We start from the raw sequence: 23,899 nt of genomic DNA on the forward strand, positions 1-23,899 counted from the left end.
ACAATAAATACAAGTTTATATGCATTAACCCAACATTTTGTTTGCCATACGTTGTGCTTGGGCACCATAAAACCAATAGGTGAGCAAATATAGTGGAATGGCAATTAACAAAAACATAATCAACACCACTGCCATAAATTGCGGTTGTTGCAAATACAGCAAAAGATCTTGCCAAATGGTTGGATTACTGCGTGAGAAGAAATAAATCCCACCGAGTAAGCCCAGTAAATTATAGCCCCAGAAAATCAGGCTAAACCCCAAAGTAAAATGCTTTCGTTCTGTCTGCGTTGGGGCACGCTTTTGTTCTTTCAGGAATTTGAATAATACCCAAATCATTGCCACCAGATAAGGCACCGCCGTCAGTACCCCTCCCATCCCTCTTGGCATCAATGCTGCCAAAACACCGCAAATACATGTGAACAGAAAGCACAGTACAAAAAACCAAATAAAATAGCGGCGCAGTGGTATCATGAATACAGCTCAACAGGGGCAAAAAGCCATTATAAAAAAAATTTCAATCTTTTTTCATTTTCTTGTCAACCAATTCAAACTTGTTCACGTTATTAAGAGTACAAGGTTCGAAACCGTCAATTTGTACTGGCATCCACAATATTTTCGGCGACCTTCTACCTAAAGCAATAAGCTTGGCGTGAATGTCAAACTTTTAAAACAGCAGCTTAAAAGTTTGGTGTATCCACCGTTTTTTGACCGACGATTTCATCATCACTCGAATCGTCGGTCTTTATTTTTTAGAACAATAAAAATAGGAACTCAGATCATGCAGCCATTGGTCTACTTTGAAATTCAATCATCAAACCCTGCACGTGATCTTAAATTTTACCAAGCGGTCTTTGGTTGGACATTTACCAAGGTTGAAGGTCTTCCCATCGAATATTATCAAATTGATACAGCGAATATACATGGCGGTTTATTAAAGCGCCCTGTGGAAATTCCTCCGACACATTGTGGCACCAATGCCTTTACCTGTTCCATTCAAGTCGAAGATTTTGATGCAACCGCGGCAAAAATTTTAGCGCTAGGAGGACAAGAAGCCATGCCCAAATTCGCTATTGCAAATAAATGTTGGCAAGGCTATTTCATCGACCCAGATCACAACACTTTTGGCTTGGTACAACTCGACCCAAATGCAGCGTAAGGAATAATTTTCGCGACTAAAATTGTCATCACCTACAGCATATCTGGGCATGTAAAATATGCTAAGTTATACACGGCATTTTCACGCTTTGAGATCATATGACTGTTCGCTTTTTTCATACTTCTGACTGGCACTTGGGACAATTTTTTTATAACCACTCTCGTCAGTATGAACATGAACAGTTTTTAACGTGGCTGATTGATCAAATTAAATTAAAACAGCCACATGCCCTACTCATTGCAGGGGATATTTTCGATGTGATTAACCCCGCATCTAGTGCGCAAAAACAACTCTATCAATTTTTGGCGGATGCACATGCGGTGGCTCCGCACATGCAAACGCTCATGATTGCAGGTAACCATGACTCAGGTTATCGCATTGAACAGGTCGAGCCATTGCTGTCTAAATACAATGCCAAAGCCGTTGGAGTCATTCATAAAAATACCGAAGGACAGCTCGATTTAAATCGCTTACTTATTCCTATTTATAATGAACAGCAGCACATTGTGGCTTGGTGCCTAAGCCTACCATTTTTACGTCCTGCTGAAATTACAGGAATCAACGAACAAACCAACGATAGTAAAGCGGCTATCGCCCATTTGCATCAACAGCTCATTGCGGCAGCTAAACAACGTAAAACGAAAGATCAAGCCTTAATCCTGATGTCGCATGCCCATATGCAAGGTGCAGAAACCTCAGACTCAGAACGCCCGATTATTATTGGCAATGAAGAAGCACTTTCAACGGCGCTGTTTGATGAGGTCATTGATTATGTAGCATTAGGTCATTTGCATAAACCACAAAAGGTTGGACAAGACCATATTCGTTATAGTGGCTCTCCCATTCCACTGTCCTTTAGTGAAGTCAATTACAAACACCAAGTCTTAGAAATTACCATAGATCCACAACTCGCTTCTCCAGAACGCGTACAACTCGAAGTGTTGCCTATTCCACGCAGTATCGCCCTACACCGCATTCGTGGCGAAATGCATGATGTATTGCAACAACTTAGCACTTTAGCGACGGGAGAAATTGAGAATATTGATCAACGTGAATATATCGATATTGAATATCATAGCCTGACACCGCCTCCTCCCAATTTACGCCAGCAATTTGAACAGGCATTACCTGAAAATCGCTATCGTTTAGTCAGAATTTCACGCCAATATTTATCTTCGGAGCAAGATGGATCAAATACACAAGCGATACAGCTTGAACCACCAACCCCAGCACAACTTTTTCAAAATGTATGGCAGAAGCAGGGCTATTCCGCCGATGATGAAGTTCTGAATGACTTTATGAGTTTGGTACATGAAGCAGAAAAGATTTTAGAAGATGAACAAAATAGTTAAAGGGTTGCCATGAAAATTTTATCCATTCGAATTAAAAATCTGGCATCTCTTGCAGGCGAACATTTAATTGATTTTTCTGCTGAACCCCTTGCCAACGCAGGCCTCATCGCGATTGTAGGTAAAACAGGCGCAGGGAAATCGACCATTTTAGATGCGATGTGTTTGGCACTGTTCAATAAAATTCCACGTTTAAAAGACAGTGATGGTAAATTGCTGGATAGCGATGGCTCAGAGTTACTCACCAATTCGCCACTCACGGTTTTGCGTCGCGGTACAGGGCATGGTTTTGCGGAATTATGTTTTATCGCCCAAGATCAAAAATGTTATTTGGCGCGTTGGGAAGTCAAACGTGCGCGTGAAAGTGCCTCAGGCAAACTTCAAAATGTACAACGTTACTTAAAATGTTTAACTGACGATGTCGTGATTGCTGATAAAAGTAAAGCCGTCGAAACTCATATTCAACAACTTACCCAACTCAGTTTTGAACAGTTTACCCGTGCAGTATTATTAGCACAGTCAGAAGTGACTGCTTTTTTAAAAGCCCGTGACAATGAACGTGGCGAATTATTAGAATATCTGACCAATTCCAGTATTTTCGGTAAAATTGGACAACTGGCTTATGAAAAAACCAAATCAATTGCAACACAACGCAAGGAACTGGAAAATGTCTTAGGTCATATTGAAATTCGCTCAGAAGAAGAAATTACAGCGCTATGCAATCAATATGAAACTACTCAACAGCATTATCAAAGACTTGAAGAGGAAAAATCACAATACCTTCAACAACAGCAATGGTTTGCACAACGCTATAAATTAGAACAAGATATTATTCTGAAACAGCAACAGTATGAAATCCAGCAACAAGCCCATGCTAACTTAGCGCAAAATCGCCAACAACTGAATCAACTCGAAACTTTTTCTGCCATACGTCCCATCGTATTTCAACAACAACAGATTCTAAACACGCTACAACAGCTTGAACCGCAAATTCAGCAACAACAACATCATTTTATTAGTTTAAGTCGCCAGTTTGAGCAAGAACAAAATCGTTTTCAACATGCCGAAACCACCTTACATCAGTTACAAGATTTCGAGTTGCAACATCAGCAAGAACTGAGCGATGTCCGTAAATATGTACAAGAACGCGACTATATTGCGGATGAATACAAAAAGACGAAAACTCGTCTGCAACAACTAAGTATGCAGCAGCAACCCCTACTCGAACAGCAACAACAGTTTGAACAACAACTACAACACTTGATCACTCAGCAGCAATTCTGTGCTACTCAATTACAACATAGCGATCAATTTGCCATTTTAGATCAGGGCTTACAGGCTCATCTTCAGCAAATCAATCAATTTATTGATTACTATCAAAAAGTTGAATCAAGCTTAGGGAATATCCCGCAAGCACAGCAACAGCTTGATCAAGACAAAATTCTGCTACAAAAATTAGTCACAGAATTTGGGACGACGGCTGAAATTGAAACGCAACGAGAACAACAACAGAAAAGCAAAGAGCAACAACTTACTCGACTTAATCAACTGGATTCAGCTCAGCAAAAATTGGCGTATTTCTTTACTTTAACTGATGAAATCCTGAGTCTAAAGAGCAAACTAAACAACATTCAACAACAGCAGCAACAATACGAACAAAGCACGAAACAAGCAGAAATCGAGTTTCAGGTGGCAAAAGAGGAACGAGAAAAATTACAAAGTTTCTTACAACAACAACGCTTATTACATGCTGAAAATGTTGAACATTTGCGTGCAGCATTACAACAAGGTGAAGCTTGTATGGTCTGTGGCAGTACAGAACATCCTTATCGTGATGATGAAAATCAAGTTTCCAAAGCATTGTATGAACTGCAACAACAGCAGGAACAACAAGCGATTCAACAGGAACAACAATGTCTACAGCTTTGGCAAACGGCTCAACAACAACTGACTCAAATTAGCGCTGAGCAAGTCCAACTACAGCATTCACTACAACAACTGAATGAAAAATCAGAACGACAAAGAAATGAATTACAGCAGCATCTCACACTATCCGAGCTAGCTCTAGATTTAACTCATCCTCAACAGGACATCTTGACTACACTACAACAAAGCGTTGCCGAAAATACACAACTCAAACAACAAACTGAACTTCATTTACAACAGCTCAATCAAGCCTATAAAGAGCTGTTGCAACTTACACAACGCATTCAACACCATACACATCAACTCGCATCGGTGCAGCAGTGGCAACAACAAATCCAGCAGATTATTGATTGTCTAGCACCGCACGAACAAGCTGCATGGGTAGAACAACCTCTACTGACTGCACAACACACAATGCAATGTTTACAGCAACGCGTACAGCAAATTGCACAACGTGATAATTTAAATAAACAGAAAGAACAGGCCGAACAACAACTAAACATTCTCAAAGCGAATCTTAATCATTTGAATGTACAGCTCATCGAGTTCGAGCAACAACTCAAAGCGGTTGAAGCGAAAGGCAAACACAATGCTGAAGCAGCTCAGCAACTTATTGTTAGCATGATTGGCTCAACCGAGCTCAAGGCGAATGAATGGCTTCAACAGCATGATCAACAACGTCACCACTTACAACAACAATACCAACAGCTCAAACTTAGTTTTGAACAGGCACGTCAAAATTTTGAACAACATAAAAATGCCTTGGAACAAGTAAAAGCACAACAACAACAACAACGACATGCACTCGAGCAAACTCAAACAGAAATTTCAACATGGTTAACGCAGCACAGTGAATTTACTGAGCCATTATTAAAAACACTACTTGCGATTTCCTCAACTCAGGAACAACAACTGCGTTTATCTTTACAACAAGCGGACCGTCAATTGAATGAAGCTGCCTATGCTTTGCAAACACTGCAAGCTCAATTACAGCAACATCAGCAGCAACAACCTGAAACTGACCACGATCAATTGCTCCAATTACTTGAACAAAATGCTATGCAATTACAACAACTGTTGGAACAACGCGATCAACTCAAATTAACACTGGAATTGCATCAGCAAAATTTAGCCAAGCAACAGCAATTCGCTACCCAAATACAACAAATCCAGCAACAGGAACATCGTTGGGCTAAAATTTCGGGCTTGATGGGTGATGCCACAGGGAAAAAGTTCCGCGACTTGGCACAACAATATCATCTTGATATTTTAATCGAATATGCTAACCAACAATTAGCCCTTCTATCACAACGTTATACCTTAAAGCGCTTGGATAACTCGCTCAGTCTCGCCATTATTGATCATGATATGGATGGTGAAACCCGTTCGGTTGCTTCGCTTTCAGGGGGAGAATCTTTCCTAACCGCATTGGCTTTATCCTTAGCTATTGCCAATATGGCAGCAGGCTCGATGAAAATTGAGTCGCTATTTATTGATGAAGGTTTTGGCACTTTAGATGCTTCGTCTTTGCATATGGTCATGAATGCTTTTGATCAATTACAAAATCAAGGACGCAAAGTCGTGCTAATCTCACATATTCAAGAAATGCATGAGCGCATTCCAGTTCAAATTCAAGTACAACCCATGGGTTCTGGCTCGAGTCGTATTCAGATTGTGTCTTAAGTGTTTATAAGTAATATTCAGTCAATTCAACCACCTTTCTTAATCCATCAGACAATAAAAAAGGCTTCGTTTTAGAAGCCTTTTTTATGTTCAGCAAGTGCTTAAGTTACATTACTTTTTACGTAATGCATCCTGACATTCTTGCTCATCACAGTAGCCATACAGATTTAATGAATGTCCTGTTAAGGTAAACCCATGTTTTTCTGCGACTGTATGTTGTTCATGCTCAATAACTTCGTTAGTAAATTCAACAACTTTATTGCAGTTTTGGCAAACCAAGTGATCATGATGATCATCTTGCATAATTTCAAAAACAGAATGATTATTTTCAAAATGGTGACGCTGAATAATACCAGCAGCTTCGAATTGCGTTAACACGCGGTAAACAGTTGCTAAACCGACATCTTCACCCTGTTCGAGTAAAGTCTTATAGATATCTTCCGCGCTTAAATGATGTTGCTTTGAATTTTCTAATAATTCTAATATTTTAATTCGTGGAAGTGTAACTTTAAGTCCAGCTTTGCGTAAGTCTTGGTTTGAAATAGGCATGTAAAAAGGTCTCTCTCAACAAATTTAAAGTTGGAATATGCAACAAAGTTAAGATGCAGTATGATCTATCCGTGGATCAAATGCATCAAAATTAATTTGGGATAGTGTAGCAAAATGCAAAAAATCATGTTGACGTTATTCGTCACTTCACTGCTCGCGGGCTGTTCGACCTTGGGCGTTTATAAAGTAGATATTCCTCAAGGAACACCATTAACACAAGCCCAAGCTTCAAAAATTCAAGTTGGCATGAGTTACCAACAAGTGCGTTTTTTACTCGGTAGTCCAACCATTACAGATCCATTAAATCCATTACGATGGGACTACGTCTACAATTATATCCCAGGAACTTATGCTAAAAAAGCCAAGATCCCCGCAGCGCATGGTCAGCATTTGAAAATTTACTTCGATCAAAACGGTATTGTGAACAAGATTGAAGGTCTAGAAACGATTCCAGAATCACAACCTGGTTTACCTGGATCGAAAGAAGCGATTTTAACTGCGCCTCCACTATAGACGCTTTAAAATAAAAAGAAACCCCTCATTGAGGGGTTTTTCATATCATTTCAATTGTTTAAAGCGATTGCCTTTGGCGTATCGTCCTACAGGGTTATTGGCTGCACGGTTACGTCGAATGTCCTTTGGATTAATGGTCAACGCCCGATAAATCTCAACCCGATCACCCACTTGCAGCAAGTGTGCAGAGTTTTCAAGACGTACACCAAAGATCCCCAACTGCAAAATTTCAGGTAATTCAACCTGCTCTCGAATTCCACTTTGCTCGATTGCATCTAATGCAGTCATGCCCAATTGAAAGGGAACTTCCAGATGAAACTGTTGTTCGGAGGTTGCATAGGCTACCCAAACTTTAGCTTGCTCCGCCATCAGATCAATTGTCCTAATACCGACACAATTGCAAGAATGATCGACAATGGTAGTACAATACGCACCGCAATACGCCAAAGATTGTAAAATAGCTCATTACTAAAATTCATCGCTTTGCGCAAATGGCTAATTTTCATAATCCAGCCCGCAAAAATCGCATAGATTAAGCAAATGACTAGACCCCAAAGCACCAAAACAATATGGAATACGGGTGTAATTTCTGGAATAGTCCACACGAACACAGCAGCGACGAGAATTGCCCATTGCACCGCAACCATTACTTGACGTTGTACCAATTGCTCACGTGCAAGTTGCAGCAGTAATGCCGCCCCTGCAACAGTTGCAACCAACAAAGCAATCACAGGTAATTGTGCCGCTACAGCAAAATAGGCAAATGCCAACACAGCCACCAACTGGGCAATCCAAATAGGCAATACAGTTTTGCTGGCAACATCATCTTGATTCACTTGAACTAAGCTGGTTTGCCAATACAGCCCCAAACCTAAACCGCTCGCAACCAATGCCAACACGGTTGCACTGCCCCACTCGCTAAACTCAAGTGCAGTCATTTGCCAAGTAGGTAAAGCTGTTCCACTCACTTGTGCAAAAACCAACGCGGCAATGACACCAATAGCGGTGATTAATGCCAAAATCATACGTGGGGCTAAAGATAAAATAACAGCTGCAATAGCTGATCCCACAAAAAGATATTGTGGGGCAATGCCTTGAGCTACCCATTGTGCGCTGTATTGACTGACACTAAATAACATCGCGCCCGCTAGAAATGGAATAAACACCACCGCCATCCAACCGACTAAACGCCATCTTGGAGATGCATCTGCATCACGGGTTAAATTAGATAGTGCATTTAATGCTGTAGTTTTCGAACGCTTAGCCAAAGCAATTTCTAAATAGCAAATTGGCAAAGCCAAAACCAACATAGTGCCTAACCAGAGCAACCAGAAATCGAGTTGACGCTCTGTTTGTATTCCCACTATTGGTGCCACAGTGGCAATAATGATGAATGACAAACAAAAAGCCATCAGCGGCGATAACCATCGTGACATAGCATTGTCCTGCATGATGCATTCCTAATAAAAATCTATCGCTATTTTGCCTTTGTCATGCATGAAAATCAAAAAGAAAAGCAAACCACCGTATTCGATGGCTTGCTGCGCCAATGCTTTTATTTCTTTTTTTAGCTTTTTAATTCTTTTGCACAGCTTGTCCTTGCCGAATCTTAGACCCTGCTGTACTTAAGAGAAGAACCGAGCAAACCAATTCTTACCTTTTTTCTTCTCTTTTTCTTTAATAATTCCCATCATGTTTTCTTTGACAGCACCAACATAATCAGCATCATCGTGTTGGATATGGTTAATCAACCATTTCGCCAAGACTTCATGTAATTCTGCTTCAATCGAGTGCCCCATTTCAAAACGGTCACGGTACGACTCAATTTTTTTAATAAATAAGTCATGCACACGTTTATGCGGTACACGGTATTTATAACCCGCTTCTTCTTGTAGAGACTCTTCAAAAGTAAAATGCGATTGGGTGTAATCAATAATATTATCGAGAATTTGTTTAATGCGATCACGGTCGGTGTGAAGAGCAATATCATTAATTTCATTAATATAATCAAGGATTCGCTTATGCTGATCATCAATCACATCGATACCAGTATTATATTCTGGAACCCATTTCATCTTGATACGCCCCCATTTAAAATTCATCATTCGTTACTTGAAAAGGATAGTAACGGTATTAAATTTAAATAAAAAACAAGTAAATCAGTCTGGATTCAAGTTTTTAGCGAAAATCATTGACTAAGATAATGATATATATATATTAATTTGTTTATACCTGACTAAAAGAATAAGATATTTTTTAACCAAAAAGTTTATTTTTTCTTTAATTATGAAAACCTTAATTTTAACAATAACGTAGCATCATTATGCAATTCCCGCACCGGTCTCAATATTGATCAGCACGAGTGATGCGTTTTAAAGTCGGATTAGTTTCTCACGAACTAAGCGCTCGACCTGAGTAAATGCACGCTGAATTGGTTGCCCGTACTGGAATAAAATCATTTCGCCAGGTTGAAATGCCTGCCAGATTTCATTTTGTGTCAATGGTTCGGTTGTAATGACGGCTACGCGATCTTCAGGAGTTGTCACTTGACTAAAATCAACTTCGACATCGAGATCAATTAACTGTGCAGGTTTAAATGGGTATTCACGTACCAACCAATGTAATTTGGTAATGGCATAGCTAAATAAAGCCTGACCATTGGATAAACAGAAATTAAAAGTTCCGTGTTCTGCAATTTTTGGAGCAATTTCTAAGAGTAGCTCAAATACTTGAGCTAAAGATGGTTCGACATAACCAAATTTTGCGACCAATTGATCTAATAAAAAACAAAATGCGCGTTCACTGTCCGTATTGCCAATCGGGGTAAAATGTCCAGTTAGTGGTGGACCAAAATCAAGTAAGTCACCATTATGGGCAAAAATCCATTGACGCCCCCATAACTCACGCATGAATGGATGTGAATTTTCTAAGTTAATTTTGCCTTGTGTCGCTTTACGAATATGCGCAATCACATTGCGTGATTTAATCGGATAATTCCGTATCAGTTCCGCAATTGGAGATTCAACCGCAGACTGATTATCCACAAATAAACGGCAAGCTTTGTCTTCAAAAAAAGCAATGCCGAAGCCATCACAATGATCTGAAGTAATGCCCGCACGCTGTGAAAAACCACGGAAAGAGAACGTAATATCCGTTGGGGTCGCACAATTCATTCCGAGCAACTGGCACATAAGCAACTATAAACACTTTAATAGATTATGGGTTTATTGTGCATGACGACAGCAAGGCTTGTAAATCTTAATCTGTGCTAGGTTCATTAATTTTAATGCTTAACGCTGAATCGGCTTTTTCAGGACAAAACTCTTCGCCATTTTATTCACTTCGAGTAACACAAAATAATCCAAACAATTAAATTCACGATCATAAAATGCCTGCTGTGATAATTTGGCATGCATTTTTAAATACACATCAAACAATTTGGGAATTTTTTCATCTTGCGCAAAACTGTATTCTGGGTATGTGGGTTCATACGCCACTTGGGGTTGAATCGCACACGTTTGTTCAGGACTGAGTTGTTTTAAATATTGATGCGTATAATAAGCACGTGCCTGATTGCCTTGTAAGCGAATACTGACACAACCAATCAAATATTTTGCCCGCATCTCCCAAAGTACCTTAGGAACAAGATTGAGCCACAATATGGATAAGGCACGACTAGAACGATAGCGATGATGTACACATGTTCGTCCAATTTCTACAATATTGGATAAATGCCCCAGTTCATCAATAATTTTAAATTCTTGCGTGCTATAGCTCTGTGCCAAATCTTCTCCTTGCAAGAGTTTTAAACGTGTATAAGCAACAATTTCATTGCTGTATTTATCGCGCAGTACTGCATGTTCACAGCCAAAATCATACAAGTCCTGATCGATGTCTTGATCAAATTGAATCCCGAATTGTTGGGAAAATTGTGCTGCTCGGAATTTCTGGACTTCGTGCAATTGCTTTAAATCTTCTACCCATTCAAAGTGGTATTGATGAGTCTGTTTTGTCGCTTTTTTTTGTAATGGCAAAGTAAAGTTTTGACGATATAGATTCAACTTTTCAAACATTGTTATGTGCTCTTCTGGCTTTTTTCATACACTAGGCAATCCAGATGACAATACAATGACCAAAAAAGGACGGCTGTTAAATAATCTCCACAATAAAAAACCAGTCCTTAAGGACTGGTTCTAAACATAAGATAAAGCGAATGGGTTAGTGTTTGGCACGATTGGTAATTAATGTACCCACACCATGATCGGTAAAGATTTCTAATAACGTTGCATGTGGAACACGACCATCCACAATATGTGCGCTCACCACACCACCTTTAACCGCATCTAAGGCACAGCCCACTTTTGGAATCATGCCACCATAAATCACGCCTGTTTCAATCAGACGGTCAACTTCCTGCGTGGTTAAGCCCGTAAGCAAGTTTTTATTTTCATCCAATACGCCCGAAATATTGGTCAGCAAAATCAGCTTTTCTGCACCGAGTGCTTCAGCAACTTTGCCAGCAACCAAATCTGCATTGATGTTATAAGTATTCCCTTGATCATCGACACCCAACGGCGCAATTACAGGAATAAAATCACTTTGGGTAAACATTTCCAGTACATCAGTTTTAACACCAATGACTTCACCCACCAAACCTAAATCAATTTCTTTGACTGAACCATCTTCTTGGTTTTTCTGCATCAACAATTTTCGTGCACGAATTAAATTGCCATCTTTACCTGTTAAACCAATGGCACGACCGCCATGTTGGTTAATTAGATTAACGATGGATTTATTCACACTGCCACCCAGCACCATTTCCACCACTTCCATGGTTGCAGGGTCAGTCACACGCATACCATCAATACGGTCAGACTCACGCCCCAATTGTTTTAGGAAAGAATCAACTTGGGGGCCGCCACCATGCACCACAATTGGGTTTAAACCGACGGTTTTTAATAAAACAATATCACGTGCAAAAGAGCTTTCCAGCTCAGGATCGGTCATTGCATTGCCGCCATATTTTACGACCAGCGTTTTACCCGAAAAACGTTGAATATACGGCAAAGCTTCTGTCAAAATTTGTGCTTTGTCGATGCCAGTCTGCTGATGTGGCATTCGCCTCTCTCCTCAATGAGCATTTAAAATGTCGTGTGCGATTTTAGGATATCGATCACTTAACATGGAAACAAAAGATTGCCGAATATCGTTTAAACGAGCAGGATTATCGGCGTCAAAACGAACAGTAAAATATTCGCCAGTATTGGATGCTCGAATAATGCCAAAACCATCTTCAAAATCAAGCCGTACACCATCAATTTTACTTAATTGAGCAGCGATATGATGGCTCTGGACTTCAATATCAGCCAATAAGGACTTAGGATCAGCACTATAAGTACTGATATAAGTATCTTCAGTACCACAACGTTCAGGGTATTTGACCAGTGCTTGCGAAAGGGTGAAATCTGGACGTTGACTTAAAAATTCGAGTACGCGTAAGGCGGCATATAAGCCATCATCATAACCAAAACCGCGCCCATCATTAAACACGTAATGTCCAGCATATTCCCCACCAAACACAGCTTTTCCGTGTGATTGCATGAGATATGTCTTTAAGAAACTACTGCCAGTGCGAATCATTTTGGCTTGCCCACCCAATTCACACACCGTATTGCGTACCATCGTTGAGCATTTTACATCAAACACCACTTCATGCTGAGGATGAGTGGCTAAGCACATTTCAGCGAATAAAGACAATAATCGATCTGCGCTAATGATGCTGCCGTGTTCATCGACCAATACCAGTCGATCACCATCTCCATCGAGCGCAATACCCATATCTGCTTGTTGCTGCCGAACAGTTTCAGTCAAAGCAATTAAATGACTGGCTTGCGATGGGTCTGGGGCATGATCAGGAAATTCGCCATTCGATTCACAACGCAGTGCCGTCACCTGACAACCTAACTTTTGTAAAACTAAAACGGCACAGCGACCTGCCGAACCATGTAAACCATCAATCACGATATGGAAAGGTCGTTTCAGTTGAATATCTTCTAAGATGGCTTGCTGATATTGCAAACAATAGCTCACATCAAATTGATGCTGAATATGGGCTAAAGGTACTTTACGTTGTGGTGAAAACTGTAAGCTCGCGACATAACCCACCTGTTGGATCATCTCGGGACACGGCGGTTCACCTCGCATAATCCACTTGATGCCATTGTCACTTTTCGGATTATGGCTCGCGGTGACCATAATGCCATTGCCTGCAAATTGGCGCGCACTGTAATACAGCATTGGGCTAGAACAACAGCCCACATTCACGACATGAAAACCTTGTTTTTCGAATATTGTTTGTATAATTTGGGCGTAAGCAGGACTACTCAAACGAGCATCATAGCCAATCACCACAGTGGTTTGAGCAGCTTGTTGATACTGGCATGCCAGACCATAGGCAATTGCTTCGACCAACTCTGGTGTTAATAACGTTATTTTTCCACGAATATCATAGGCACGAAAGACCTGCCATGGAAATATAGGTTGTTGAATATTCATATATTTGTAACTTCTGAATCCAACGAATACTTTAAAAGTTCGTCTTATTCATACAACGTAAATGTTTTAAAATATTTCTAGTTTATATCTGAATAGAATTGAACTGTTAATACTATTTAAGTGTTGTTGACAGCTTATAAAGTTGTATTGAATAAAATCTTTTATATTTCAGAATGAAAGAGCCGTAAGGCTCTTTCATATCAACATCAGTTTTTACCTGTATGTCCAAAACCGCCTGCACCGCGCTCAGTCGCTACAAATTCGTCTACTTGTTCAAATTCTGCTTGCACCACAGGAACAAGTACATACTGGGCCAAACGTTCACCTGGCTCTAAGGTAAAAGCTGCTTGACCACGGTTCCACACCGAAACCATCAATTCACCTTGGTAGTCTGAATCGATTAAACCCACAAGGTTACCTAAAACGATGCCATGTTTATGACCTAAGCCTGAACGCGGTAGAATTAAACCTGCAAAGCTTGTATCTTCGATATAAATAGCTAAACCTGTTTTAACCAATACCGTTTGACCTGGTTCAATCACTGTTGGTTCAGTTACACATGCGCGCAAATCCAGACCCGCTGAACCTTGCGTCGCATAAGTTGGCATGGGCCATTCTTGTCCTAAACGTGCATCTAGAACTTTAACTTGAACCTTCATATTGTTTCCTGCTGTTTCAAAAATAAATATCGAGATTAACGCTTAATTAAAGCGCGTAAATTTTCAAGGTAGTGTTGTGCTTGCTGCTTGGGGTCAACATTGCCCGCGAGCTTTTTCTTGCGCCCCAACCACTCCAATTCATCCTGTGGCAATTCATCTAAAAAGCGGCTTGGGGTCATTTGGCGCATTTGCCCACCCGCCTTGCGCTGTTCCGCTAGCGTAATGGTCAACCCCTGACGCGCTCGGGTAATGCCCACATACATCAAACGACGCTCCTCCTCGACCGTTTCAGCCACAATCGAGTTTTTATGTGGCAGTAGCTCTTCTTCTAAACCAATTAAATATACGAATGGAAATTCCAGACCTTTAGATGCATGCAGAGTCAACAAATTGACTTTATCAGTGTCTTCTTCTTCCTGTTGTTGCTCCAACATATCCAGCAACACCATTTTGCGAATTACACTTTCAATGTTGCGCTCATCCACATCTTCAGCACGGTTAATCAAACTTTGAATACTGGTGTATAGCACTTCAATATTGTCGAGTTTGGTTTTTTCCTGTGCAGGTGTAGCCGCAGATTCTTTTATGTAGTCGATATAACCCGCTTCGAGCATCATTTGACGAATAATCGGTACAGGTTCATCATCTTCTAGCAATTCACGAGTAAAGTTGCTAATGAACTCAGCAAATTCAGCCAACTGCGTGGTTGCTTTTTTCGGAATCGCCATAGTCAACCGTTGGTCGCCTGCGGCTGCCAATAAAGACAAATGATTTTCTTGAGCAAACAAACCGAGCTTTTCTAAAGTTACAGGTCCAATCGCACGTTTTGGTGTATTAATAATGCGTAAGAATGCACTGTCATCTTCTGGGTTAATGATCAGTCGCAGATAACTCATGATGTCTTTGATTTCTGCACGCGCAAAGAATGATTGACCACCTGACAATTTATACGGAATCTGCATTTGACGCAGTTGCGTCTCTAAAATACGTGCTTGGAAATTACCCCGATACAAAATGGCATAATCTTTCCAATTTTTGCCATTCATCAGTTTATGGGTAATCAGGTCTTTTACCACGCGTTCTGCTTCATCATCATCATTACGGCAGGTAATCACGCGAATGACTTCACCATGACCTTTGTCTGACCAAAGTTTTTTATCAAAAATATGCGGGTTATTCCCAATCACCGTATTCGCTGCTTTTAAAATACGGCTGGTCGAACGATAGTTCTGTTCCAGTTTAATGACTTTTAAATTGCGAAAATCTTCATTTAGCAATGCCATATTTTCTGGCTTTGCTCCACGCCATGCATAGATCGATTGGTCATCATCACCCACAGCGGTAAACTGCCCCATTACACCGACCAAAAGTTTCACTAAAATATATTGTGCGGTGTTGGTATCTTGATATTCATCGACCAACAAATAGCGAATACGATTTTGCCAACGATCTCGTACTTCTTGATTCTCTTGTAACAAACGCGTCGGCATCACAATCAGATCATCAAAATCTACCGCATTATAAGCACGCAAATTACGCTCATAAAGTTGGTACAAATGCGCCATTTGAATATCTTCAGGTGTTTCACAGGTGGTGTGTGCCTGTTCAGGAGGAATCAAATCATTTTTCCAATCTGAAATCATCTTCATGGCTTTCGCGATTAATTCTTTGCTTTCCGCACCTGACATATTATCGCGGTGCATTAAGTCCATGAGAATACGCTTACAGTCATCAGCATCTAAAATAGAAAAATTGGCTTTTAATGGCGTATTTTTAAGTTCTAAACGTAATAAATTCAGACCAAAGGTATGGAAAGTGGAAACTGACAAACCTTTCGCTTCTTCACGTGACAATAACTTGGTCACGCGCTCTTTCATTTCACGCGCTGCTTTATTGGTAAAGGTCATTGCAGTAATACGGTATGCAGGAATACCACAATGCTTAACCAAATAAGCTATTTTACGCGTAATAACCGAAGTCTTACCCGAACCAGCCCCTGCAAGTACTAACAAGGGTCCTTGAGTATATTTCATGGCTTCAAGTTGCTTGTCATTTAACTGACTTGCCAGTGACATAGTCTTTCCTCTTTTTGATCCGAGCTAGATTATAGACATCAAATACCCAGATGCCTAACCTAAAATGACGATTCTCTGTTCATAAAAAAAGCCACCTAAAGGTGGCTTTCCCGAAACTCAATGATTTCTAAGCAAACAAAACTTCAATTATTTTGTTTCATACACTGTAATTTCTACACGACGGTTTTGTTCACGGCCCGCAGCAGTATCATTGCTCGCGATTGGTGAAGAAGAACCATAACCACGCGCAGTCATACGTGAGCTTGCAATCCCTTGAGAAGATAAGTAGTTCAATACAGAGTTTGCACGGTTTTGAGATAATGGGTTGTTAATCGCATCAGTACCAGTGTTGTCAGTATGACCATGAATAACAAGTGCAAGTTTGTTCGCTGTACCATCTTCACGTAAAACACGCGCAACATCATTCAATGCTGTTTGGAAACGTGGTTGAATAGTAGAAGAGTTTGTTGCGAAAGTAACGCTTGGCATTACAAGATTAATCGAACCATCTTTGTTACGATCTACATCAACGCCAGTACCCGCAAGTTCTTCACGAAGACGTTTTTCTTTTTTGTCTAATAAAAGACCAGCACCGCCGCCCACTACAGCACCAATCGCTGCTGCTTGACCCATTTTATCTTTGTCTGCATTTGAATAAGCAAGACCTGCACCCAATAATGCACCTAGACCTGCACCGATTGCCGCTTTGTCATATTCCATTCCTGTGCCAGTAGATTGACAACCTGAAAGAACCAACGCCCCTGCTACTGCTGATGAAATTAATAGTGCACGCATGACATGCCTCCATTTGTGTGTTTTGTTTATGCCTGAAATAGTCGCTGAAAAAGAAGACTTAGACCATTGATTTTTTGTTAATAATATCGCGTGTGGTTACATTTTGTAATAATTAATTTCAATTTCGAATGTGCATTCATCACAATCCCTTCATGTTTGATCAATCATGAAGGATAATTTATCCAAACAGAACGCTTGTTTTATTTTCAGAATTTGCAACTATATTCAACAACGATAATGGATGATTTTACTTAGGATTATTTTTTATATGTCATCTCAAGCAAACAAACAACCCATATTAAAAAAAATCACACGTGGACTCACTGTTGGCTCTGTCATGACAGGCAGTACTTTTTTTCATGGACCACCAGTACTTGCACTCGGTTTAACCAAATTATTTAAACAATCGCAAAAAGTCGATAAAACCAATATTCAAATTACCAATAGTTGGTTAGGCGTGAATAACTGGCTGATTGATCACGTTCTACCCCATCTAAAATGGGATATTACGGTTGATGAAAATCTCGATTTGAGTATGCAAGGTCGTTATTTAATGACTTGCAATCACCAAAGTTGGGTCGACACGACAGTAAATCAATATTTTGGGCTGACACGAATGCCACTGACACGCTTCTTTACCAAATGGGAGCTGATTTTTATTCCCTTTGTTGGACAAGCCTTCAAAATTTTGGGCTTCCCGATGATGAAGCGACATACCAAACAAGAAATTGAGAAAAATCCTGAGCTTAAAACCCGAGACATGGAAGAAGCACGCAAAGCCTGTGAACAATTATTAAGCCAACCTTTTACACTACTAAACTATTTAGAAGGTACTCGATTTACCCCTGAGAAACACAAGAAACAAAACTCGCCTTACCAAAATCTTCTTAAACCCAAAGCTGGCGGACTTGCATTGGCCTTGAATATTTTAGGTGATCAAATTGATGCGCTAGTGGATATGACCATTGTTTATCCTGATGGTGCACCAGGTTATGGCGAATTCTGGCTAGGTGAAGTGGGTCGTATTGCGGTGAATTTACGTAAAATCGAAATTCCTGACTGGGTTCTAGGTGGAAACTATGAAGATGATGATGAATATCGTGCACAATTCCAAGCATGGGTTGCTCATCTCTGGACTGAAAAAGATCAGTTAATTAGTCAAATGAAAGCGCAATATTCAACAACTGCTGAAGTGAGTACGGTGTAATCTTATGAGGCAGAACAAGTCAGTACCCAAATCAAAATATCATCGTGTCGATCCACAGAGCTTGTCGTTCAAACTCTATCTGATCTATGACACCTTCATGGTATTTCTGATTATTTTTAACTTGTTTTGCTTAGCTGCCAATTTTTTCTTGATGAGCAATATTGGTGGTTGGTTCCTAAACTCGATTCATTTAGATGAAGTGCTCAATTTTTATCGTACACATCTACATCCATGGGTGATTACCACCGAAGCTTGGTTTATTTTGTTCTTAATTACTGAGCTTTTGGTACGTTGGGTGATTGCGGTCATTTATCGCCACCATCGTCGTTGGTTTTTTTTCCCTTTTATTCATTGGTATGAAATTCTAGCCATTATTCCACATCTGCGTTTTCTACGTTTATTCCGTGCAGGGATTATTGTTTTTCGTCTGCATGAGTTAGGTTATAACGTCATTCCTGAATCAATTCAGAAAAGAGCCAAATTTTACTACCGTGTGATCATGGAGGAACTATCTGATCGTGTAGTCATTACTGTATTAGATGGTGTGAAACATGAACTGAATACCAGCTCAACCCATAGAAAAATTATTCATGATTTAGTCGATCATCATCGTACCCTATTTGCGCAAGCTTTAGCGGAACTGTTACAAGAGTCACTGGCGACGGAACTACAGCAGCGTCAGAGCTTGATTGCTCAAAATATTGGTGCAATTGTAAATCAAGCCATTGAGGATACGCCTGAACTTACCCAACTGTTACGTTTAATTCCTATTGTTGGTGGACGAATTGAACATCAAATCCAGAGCATTGGGCAGCGTTTAGGAGAAAATATTACCTATGGTATTTTAGAACCGTTAGTCTCTGGAAGCCCTGAACAGCCTAATCATACCTATAAGCTGATTGCTGAAAAAGTCAGCGAATTAAATATTGATAATGAGGCATTGGAACAATTGGTTGAATCTGCTGTATATGAAAGTTTGGATGCTATTCGCAAGCAAGTGAAAGTAAAACAATGGTTAGAAGACCTTGAAGAGCTCGATCAAGCTAAAGAATAAGCATTAAGATAAAAAAGTTACAAACTTGGCTAGAGAATTCAAAGAATTTGTTCTAGGATTTGCTCTATTTACAACATCGCTTCGGCATAAAACCAATAGCTTCGAAGTCTTAAGGATAAAATATGGCTGATATTCGGATCACCGGTAGAATGGTTAACTTTAGTAGATTAACCTTCGACACAAATGACCATAATGCCATTCGTCAACAACTGACCCAATTACTTCAAGACAGCACAACTCATGGTGCGCTTGTTATTTTAGACAGTACCGTTGAACAAGAACTGATTGCCCTGATTCAACTACTACTTGACTTAGATTTACAACCTATGGCTGTAATTGAAGGTCTATTGGGCGATGAAGCACGTGCAATTCAATTTCCAGTACTCCCTGCCGACAGTAAATCGTTACAACGTATTAAAGCCACTCAAGAACAAGTGGTTGAAACTGTTGTCCAAGCACCCGAAGCAACAACAGACAATACGCAAAAAGTAGCGCCATTTCCGCGTAATATTGGACATATTACCTCGTATCACGATGAAATCTTACGTACAGGTCAATGTTTAGTGCAAGATCATGGCGATATTATCGTCAATGCAGGTATAAATAGTGGTTCAGAAGTAATTGCTTCAGGAAATATACATATTTATGGCAGTGCTCGTGGTAGAGTTATCGCAGGTGCTGGTGGAAACAGTGCTGCTCGCATTTTTTGTCACTCACTTGAAGCTGAATTGGTTTCAATTGCAGGGACATATTGTGTCGCCGATGATATTCCACCCCATGTCTTAAAGAAGTCTGTACATATTTATTTAAATGAAAACCAAGAGCTGGAATTTAAAGCTCTGGAATTTTAATGTATAAATAAACACCAAAACCCCGCTAATTAAAGGGGGGATTTACCATAACAGGAGTGGATTCGGTGGCGAAAATTGTTGTCGTAACATCAGGCAAAGGTGGCGTAGGAAAAACTACGACCAGTGCATCTTTTGCAACAGGTTTAGCCCTTCGTGGTCACAAAACTGTTGTTATTGATTTTGACGTAGGTCTACGTAATCTTGACCTCATTATGGGCTGCGAACGTCGTGTTGTGTATGATTTTGTGAATGTTTTAAATAACGAAGCACGATTACAACAAGCACTTATTCGTGATAAAGATATTGAGAACTTATACATTTTACCTGCATCACAAACGCGCGATAAAGATGCGTTAACCGATGAAGGCGTTGCACGTGTAATGGACGAATTATCTCAAGAATTCGATTACATTATTTGTGATTCTCCTGCGGGGATTGAGCGTGGTGCTATTCTAGCTATGTATCATGCAGATGAAGCGATTATTGTGACCAACCCTGAAATTTCTTCAGTACGTGACTCTGACCGCATTATTGGCATGCTAGACAGTAAAACTAAAAAAGTAGAACAGAATGAAGGACGTATACGCAAACACTTGTGTATTACTCGTTTTAATCCTGAACGTGCAGACAAGCAAGAAATGCTCACTATTGATGACATTTCAAAAGACATTTTACGTGTACCTACACTAGGTGTCGTGCCTGAATGTAAAAGCGTTTTACAAGCCTCTAACGAAGGTAAACCAGTCATTTTGTTCCAAGATGCAGAAGCTGGACAAGCTTATGAAGACTTGGTTGCACGTTTCCTTGGTGAAGAACGTCCTTACCGTCACATCACAGTCAAACCTAAAGGCTGGTTAGCACGATTATTTGGAGCGTAAATATGGCAGGATTCTGGAGTAAATTATTCAGTAGTGATGACAAACCATCTAGCGCACAAATGGCGAAAGACCGTTTGAAAGTCATTGTTGCGTCTGAACAAGGCTTAGGTAAACGCTTAAGCCAAGATAAAATTGACCAAATGAAAAAAGAAATTATGCAAGTGGTCAATCGTTATGTGCGTGGAGTGGATGAAGAACATATCCAAATGTCTGTTCGTTCTGAAGCCAATATTGAAATGCTAGAGATGAATATCAATTTGCCTGAAGAGCGATAATCTGAAATCTGATTAGTCAAGCAAATTGATTCAAGGCAAAATAGCATCAGCTATTTTGCCTTTTTAGTTTGAAAAGAATATACCAAGGAGTTTGCAATGGCATTATCTCAGCCAGCAACGTTTAATGAAGAATGGTCGGATGAGCGCGTTTTTGCCTATTTAAATCAGCTTCCTCCTACAGGAGTTAATGCCGACTTTCATGTTCTTTACCACGCATTCAAACATATGCGCCCAACGGACTACGAGCGCTTGTTAACTCAATTCGTTGCAGATGGTCGCAATGTCAATGCAACCAATCCTCAAGGTCAACGTATTCATGATGTAATTGCTGAATACCCACGCCAACGAGATGGATTCTTAGAAGTCTTGGCAAAATTTGCTTAAGTCTTAAAGCCTACTTCGTGTAGGCTTTTTTATGCTCTGCTTATAAATGAACTAGAATAATAGCCCCATCAACAATGGAAAGGTCAACGCAAATAAAAGCGTTTGCAAACTAATAATGGCTGCCATGAGTTGACTATCACCATTAAAGAATCGAGTTAGAATATAAGATGCCGATGCTGTAGGTAAAGCAAAGAAAACCACCAAAATCGCTATATGTAATGGTGCTAAGCCGAAGCTTTGTACCACAAAATAAGCTAGTATAGGTACTCCAAGTAACCTCGATACACTATTCAACATAACACGCCCGAAATCTGGCTTGAGCTGACTAAATTGTAATGCAGCCCCGACAGAAATCAGACCTAATGGCAGACTACTACTTGCCAACAATTTCAATAATTGCGATATACCTTCTGGCATCAACAACCCAGAACAATTAAATACAATACCGAATAGACAAGCGGTAATGAGCGGATTCTTTACAATCGACATCAGCGTAAAACGCAACTGACCCTGCGCACTTTGGGTAAATGAGCAAACCGAAACAATATTGACCAATGGAATTGCCACAGCAATGATCATAGAGAACAATTGCATGCCTATCGAACCAAACATTAAACCCATCAATGAAAGCCCAATATAGGTATTGAATCGAATCTGGCTTTGGATATAAACCCCGAAACGAAGAACTGGAATGTGGAAATAAAACTTCAGTCCCCATAACAACAGACTGATTAGAATAATGAGTATGCCAAGTGCAATATAAAGCATGACAACCGAACCTAAATCTAGCTTTACACTCGAAAGATTGCTAAACAATAAAGCTGGGAAAAGAATGTAATAATTTAATTTTTCAGAGTTTGCCCAAAATGCCTCCTGCAAAAAACCTGTCTGCTTAAACACATATCCCATCCCTATCAGAAAAACCAACGGAAACAGTGCCATGATTATGTTCATTCATTTCTTCCAATTGCTGCACATCAGTCAGCTTTGACTCATTTTGGAAACAGAATATAATCCTTATTCTCCCTCATAATAAAATGAGTATTTCCTCATACCCTCAAATGACTTTTAGCCAACTTGAAATCTTTTTACTGGTTGCTAAACATCAAAGTTTTAGCAATGCGGCAAAACAACTCGGAATTTCACAATCCGCAGTGTCACATGCCATTAAAAGTCTGGAACATTTTTGGCGTGTACAGCTATTTAGTCGTGAACAAAATAATGTGGTACTGACTGAGATAGGACAACAGCTTCGCATCCATGCACAAGAAATTTTAAATACAGCACAAGTCATGCAACAGCAAGTTGCCGCAACACATGGACTGCAACAAGGTACTTTAAGAATCGGTTCATTTGGAGCATCTGCATCGATTCATCTTCTACCTGAACTACTGCAAGCTTTTAGGACTAAATACCCTCAAATTGAAGTTTTTGTGGAAGAAGGCACCGATGATGAAGTCACCCAATGGATTTTAAACCAACAAGTGGATGTCGGATTTGCAGTTTTACCCAACCATCAATTGGATACTTTTCCATTGATTAAAGATATTTTTATTGCCCTTATTCCTAACTCCTACCCTATTGCCCAAATGAGTCAGGTGGATATTACCCAACTAAAGCACTACCCTTTTATTTTAACCAAGGCGGGCAGCCAGACCCATATTGAAAAACTGCTTAAACAATATGACATACAGCCCAAGATTCAATATCAACTCTCACAATTATTAACCATTCTAAATATGGTCAATCAGCATGAAGGCATTTCGATTGTGGCGGATATGGCCATGACGCCAGAGCTGCTTGCACTGCATCCGAATGTGGTGAAACGTCCTTTGCTACCGAATACACAACGTGAAATCGGGCTCGCCGTCCGCAATCAAAAACTGATGAGTCCTGCCACACGTGCCTTTATTGAACTGGCACAAACCATGTTCTATGACTAAATTCAAGCGCATAAAAAAGCCTGCTCTTAGGCAGGCTTTTTAACAGA

Annotated in this window: 23 protein-coding genes and 1 pseudogene; 11 read left to right on the plus strand and 13 right to left on the minus strand. The window is 40.1% G+C overall.

All coding sequences use genetic code 11. The features are described 5' to 3' along the window. Positions 1-24: 24 nt before the first annotated feature. On the minus strand, positions 25-471 hold the full coding sequence (locus tag F4W09_RS15505; protein WP_151505319.1) for an ABZJ_00895 family protein: 447 nt from the start codon (positions 469-471) through the stop codon (positions 25-27). A 307-nt stretch (positions 472-778) separates the two neighbouring features. Between F4W09_RS15505 and F4W09_RS15510 the strand changes: the two genes are divergently transcribed. From F4W09_RS15510 to F4W09_RS15520, 3 genes are all read left to right on the plus strand, one after another. Next, positions 779-1,156, plus strand: a complete 378-nt coding sequence (locus F4W09_RS15510; RefSeq protein ID WP_151505320.1) for a VOC family protein — start codon at positions 779-781, stop codon at positions 1,154-1,156. Between the two features lie 98 nt (positions 1,157-1,254). Then, the gene (locus F4W09_RS15515; RefSeq protein WP_151505321.1) at positions 1,255-2,508 is read left to right on the plus strand and encodes an exonuclease SbcCD subunit D; all 1,254 of its coding nucleotides are present in this window, start codon (positions 1,255-1,257) and stop codon (positions 2,506-2,508) included. Positions 2,509-2,517: 9 nt separating this feature from the next. Continuing rightward, positions 2,518-6,114: an AAA family ATPase gene (locus tag F4W09_RS15520; protein WP_151505322.1), complete on the plus strand. Its 3,597-nt coding sequence runs from the start codon at positions 2,518-2,520 to the stop codon at positions 6,112-6,114. A 111-nt stretch (positions 6,115-6,225) separates the two neighbouring features. Here F4W09_RS15520 and fur read toward each other — a convergent pair whose 3' ends face one another. Continuing rightward, positions 6,226-6,663, minus strand: coding sequence for a ferric iron uptake transcriptional regulator (gene fur / locus F4W09_RS15525; protein WP_016167254.1), 438 nt, complete (start codon positions 6,661-6,663; stop codon positions 6,226-6,228). 114 nt (positions 6,664-6,777) lie between these two features. Here fur and F4W09_RS15530 point away from each other — a divergent pair, with 114 nt between their 5' ends. Next, positions 6,778-7,176 carry an outer membrane protein assembly factor BamE gene (locus F4W09_RS15530; RefSeq protein ID WP_016167255.1) on the plus strand — a complete coding sequence of 133 codons (399 nt, stop codon included), beginning with the start codon at positions 6,778-6,780 and terminating at the stop codon, positions 7,174-7,176. A gap of 45 nt (positions 7,177-7,221) precedes the next feature. On the opposite strand, the gene F4W09_RS15535 is transcribed toward F4W09_RS15530, so the two are convergent. The 10 genes and pseudogenes from F4W09_RS15535 to F4W09_RS15580 form a co-directional block, all read right to left on the minus strand. Then, positions 7,222-7,545, minus strand: coding sequence for an RnfH family protein (locus F4W09_RS15535; RefSeq protein ID WP_044738227.1), 324 nt, complete (start codon positions 7,543-7,545; stop codon positions 7,222-7,224). Continuing rightward, a complete protein-coding gene (locus tag F4W09_RS15540; protein WP_151505323.1) occupies positions 7,545-8,627 on the minus strand; it encodes a hypothetical protein in 1,083 nt (360 codons plus the stop codon). Before F4W09_RS15540 ends, F4W09_RS15535 begins: the two co-directional genes overlap by 1 nt. Before the next feature lie 174 nt (positions 8,628-8,801). Further along, entirely contained in the window at positions 8,802-9,257 is a 456-nt protein-coding gene (locus F4W09_RS15545) for a bacteriohemerythrin (RefSeq protein WP_044738243.1), read from the minus strand. A 262-nt stretch (positions 9,258-9,519) separates the two neighbouring features. Continuing rightward, positions 9,520-10,367: pseudogene (locus tag F4W09_RS15550) on the minus strand (class II glutamine amidotransferase). 99 nt (positions 10,368-10,466) lie between these two features. After that, the gene (locus F4W09_RS15555; protein WP_151505325.1) at positions 10,467-11,249 is read right to left on the minus strand and encodes a GNAT family N-acetyltransferase; all 783 of its coding nucleotides are present in this window, start codon (positions 11,247-11,249) and stop codon (positions 10,467-10,469) included. Positions 11,250-11,394: 145 nt separating this feature from the next. After that, on the minus strand, positions 11,395-12,294 hold the full coding sequence (gene argB / locus F4W09_RS15560; protein WP_104441502.1) for an acetylglutamate kinase: 900 nt from the start codon (positions 12,292-12,294) through the stop codon (positions 11,395-11,397). A 12-nt stretch (positions 12,295-12,306) separates the two neighbouring features. Continuing rightward, positions 12,307-13,731: a phosphomannomutase/phosphoglucomutase gene (locus F4W09_RS15565; protein ID WP_151505326.1), complete on the minus strand. Its 1,425-nt coding sequence runs from the start codon at positions 13,729-13,731 to the stop codon at positions 12,307-12,309. 206 nt (positions 13,732-13,937) lie between these two features. Further along, positions 13,938-14,390: a dUTP diphosphatase gene (gene dut / locus F4W09_RS15570; RefSeq protein ID WP_151505327.1), complete on the minus strand. Its 453-nt coding sequence runs from the start codon at positions 14,388-14,390 to the stop codon at positions 13,938-13,940. 35 nt (positions 14,391-14,425) lie between these two features. Further along, the gene (locus tag F4W09_RS15575; RefSeq protein WP_044738233.1) at positions 14,426-16,465 is read right to left on the minus strand and encodes a UvrD-helicase domain-containing protein; all 2,040 of its coding nucleotides are present in this window, start codon (positions 16,463-16,465) and stop codon (positions 14,426-14,428) included. 147 nt (positions 16,466-16,612) lie between these two features. Continuing rightward, a complete protein-coding gene (locus tag F4W09_RS15580; protein ID WP_016167265.1) occupies positions 16,613-17,260 on the minus strand; it encodes a YiaD family glycine zipper/OmpA-like lipoprotein in 648 nt (215 codons plus the stop codon). A 268-nt stretch (positions 17,261-17,528) separates the two neighbouring features. Here F4W09_RS15580 and F4W09_RS15585 point away from each other — a divergent pair, with 268 nt between their 5' ends. From F4W09_RS15585 to F4W09_RS15610, 6 genes are all read left to right on the plus strand, one after another. Further along, a complete protein-coding gene (locus F4W09_RS15585; RefSeq protein WP_104441500.1) occupies positions 17,529-18,467 on the plus strand; it encodes a 1-acylglycerol-3-phosphate O-acyltransferase, YihG family in 939 nt (312 codons plus the stop codon). Between the two features lie 4 nt (positions 18,468-18,471). Next, positions 18,472-19,521: a hypothetical protein gene (locus tag F4W09_RS15590; protein ID WP_104441499.1), complete on the plus strand. Its 1,050-nt coding sequence runs from the start codon at positions 18,472-18,474 to the stop codon at positions 19,519-19,521. A 122-nt stretch (positions 19,522-19,643) separates the two neighbouring features. Beyond that, positions 19,644-20,372 carry a septum site-determining protein MinC gene (minC, locus tag F4W09_RS15595; RefSeq protein WP_104441498.1) on the plus strand — a complete coding sequence of 243 codons (729 nt, stop codon included), beginning with the start codon at positions 19,644-19,646 and terminating at the stop codon, positions 20,370-20,372. A gap of 65 nt (positions 20,373-20,437) precedes the next feature. Continuing rightward, positions 20,438-21,250, plus strand: coding sequence for a septum site-determining protein MinD (gene minD, locus F4W09_RS15600; protein WP_016167269.1), 813 nt, complete (start codon positions 20,438-20,440; stop codon positions 21,248-21,250). 2 nt (positions 21,251-21,252) lie between these two features. Next, complete coding sequence (minE, locus tag F4W09_RS15605) at positions 21,253-21,525, plus strand: cell division topological specificity factor MinE (RefSeq protein WP_016167270.1); 273 nt, start codon at positions 21,253-21,255, stop codon at positions 21,523-21,525. Between the two features lie 96 nt (positions 21,526-21,621). Further along, positions 21,622-21,909, plus strand: a complete 288-nt coding sequence (locus tag F4W09_RS15610) for a PA4642 family protein (protein ID WP_016167271.1) — start codon at positions 21,622-21,624, stop codon at positions 21,907-21,909. A gap of 51 nt (positions 21,910-21,960) precedes the next feature. Here F4W09_RS15610 and F4W09_RS15615 read toward each other — a convergent pair whose 3' ends face one another. Continuing rightward, positions 21,961-22,863, minus strand: coding sequence for an AEC family transporter (locus tag F4W09_RS15615; protein WP_151505328.1), 903 nt, complete (start codon positions 22,861-22,863; stop codon positions 21,961-21,963). 107 nt (positions 22,864-22,970) lie between these two features. Here F4W09_RS15615 and F4W09_RS15620 point away from each other — a divergent pair, with 107 nt between their 5' ends. Beyond that, positions 22,971-23,852, plus strand: coding sequence for a LysR family transcriptional regulator (locus F4W09_RS15620; protein ID WP_151505332.1), 882 nt, complete (start codon positions 22,971-22,973; stop codon positions 23,850-23,852). Positions 23,853-23,899 lie beyond the last annotated feature (47 nt).

Origin of the sequence: Acinetobacter tandoii, from assembly GCF_008867985.1 — a bacterium.
GTDB classification, from domain to species: Bacteria; Pseudomonadota; Gammaproteobacteria; order Pseudomonadales; family Moraxellaceae; genus Acinetobacter; species Acinetobacter tandoii.

What these genes read in the sequence shown, in the direction of transcription:
- F4W09_RS15505 (WP_151505319.1), bottom strand. Translation starts at nt 471, where the DNA reads ATGATACCACTGCGCCGCTATTTTATTTGGTTTTTTGTACTGTGCTTT.
- F4W09_RS15510 (WP_151505320.1), top strand. Translation starts at nt 779, where the DNA reads ATGCAGCCATTGGTCTACTTTGAAATTCAATCATCAAACCCTGCACGT.
- F4W09_RS15515 (WP_151505321.1), top strand. Translation starts at nt 1,255, where the DNA reads ATGACTGTTCGCTTTTTTCATACTTCTGACTGGCACTTGGGACAATTT.
- F4W09_RS15520 (WP_151505322.1), top strand. Translation starts at nt 2,518, where the DNA reads ATGAAAATTTTATCCATTCGAATTAAAAATCTGGCATCTCTTGCAGGC.
- fur (WP_016167254.1), bottom strand. Translation starts at nt 6,663, where the DNA reads ATGCCTATTTCAAACCAAGACTTACGCAAAGCTGGACTTAAAGTTACA.
- F4W09_RS15530 (WP_016167255.1), top strand. Translation starts at nt 6,778, where the DNA reads ATGCAAAAAATCATGTTGACGTTATTCGTCACTTCACTGCTCGCGGGC.
- F4W09_RS15535 (WP_044738227.1), bottom strand. Translation starts at nt 7,545, where the DNA reads ATGGCGGAGCAAGCTAAAGTTTGGGTAGCCTATGCAACCTCCGAACAA.
- F4W09_RS15540 (WP_151505323.1), bottom strand. Translation starts at nt 8,627, where the DNA reads ATGCAGGACAATGCTATGTCACGATGGTTATCGCCGCTGATGGCTTTT.
- F4W09_RS15555 (WP_151505325.1), bottom strand. Translation starts at nt 11,249, where the DNA reads ATGTTTGAAAAGTTGAATCTATATCGTCAAAACTTTACTTTGCCATTA.
- argB (WP_104441502.1), bottom strand. Translation starts at nt 12,294, where the DNA reads ATGCCACATCAGCAGACTGGCATCGACAAAGCACAAATTTTGACAGAA.
- F4W09_RS15565 (WP_151505326.1), bottom strand. Translation starts at nt 13,731, where the DNA reads ATGAATATTCAACAACCTATATTTCCATGGCAGGTCTTTCGTGCCTAT.
- dut (WP_151505327.1), bottom strand. Translation starts at nt 14,390, where the DNA reads ATGAAGGTTCAAGTTAAAGTTCTAGATGCACGTTTAGGACAAGAATGG.
- F4W09_RS15575 (WP_044738233.1), bottom strand. Translation starts at nt 16,465, where the DNA reads ATGTCACTGGCAAGTCAGTTAAATGACAAGCAACTTGAAGCCATGAAA.
- F4W09_RS15580 (WP_016167265.1), bottom strand. Translation starts at nt 17,260, where the DNA reads ATGCGTGCACTATTAATTTCATCAGCAGTAGCAGGGGCGTTGGTTCTT.
- F4W09_RS15585 (WP_104441500.1), top strand. Translation starts at nt 17,529, where the DNA reads ATGTCATCTCAAGCAAACAAACAACCCATATTAAAAAAAATCACACGT.
- F4W09_RS15590 (WP_104441499.1), top strand. Translation starts at nt 18,472, where the DNA reads ATGAGGCAGAACAAGTCAGTACCCAAATCAAAATATCATCGTGTCGAT.
- minC (WP_104441498.1), top strand. Translation starts at nt 19,644, where the DNA reads ATGGCTGATATTCGGATCACCGGTAGAATGGTTAACTTTAGTAGATTA.
- minE (WP_016167270.1), top strand. Translation starts at nt 21,253, where the DNA reads ATGGCAGGATTCTGGAGTAAATTATTCAGTAGTGATGACAAACCATCT.
- F4W09_RS15610 (WP_016167271.1), top strand. Translation starts at nt 21,622, where the DNA reads ATGGCATTATCTCAGCCAGCAACGTTTAATGAAGAATGGTCGGATGAG.
- F4W09_RS15615 (WP_151505328.1), bottom strand. Translation starts at nt 22,863, where the DNA reads ATGAACATAATCATGGCACTGTTTCCGTTGGTTTTTCTGATAGGGATG.
- F4W09_RS15620 (WP_151505332.1), top strand. Translation starts at nt 22,971, where the DNA reads ATGACTTTTAGCCAACTTGAAATCTTTTTACTGGTTGCTAAACATCAA.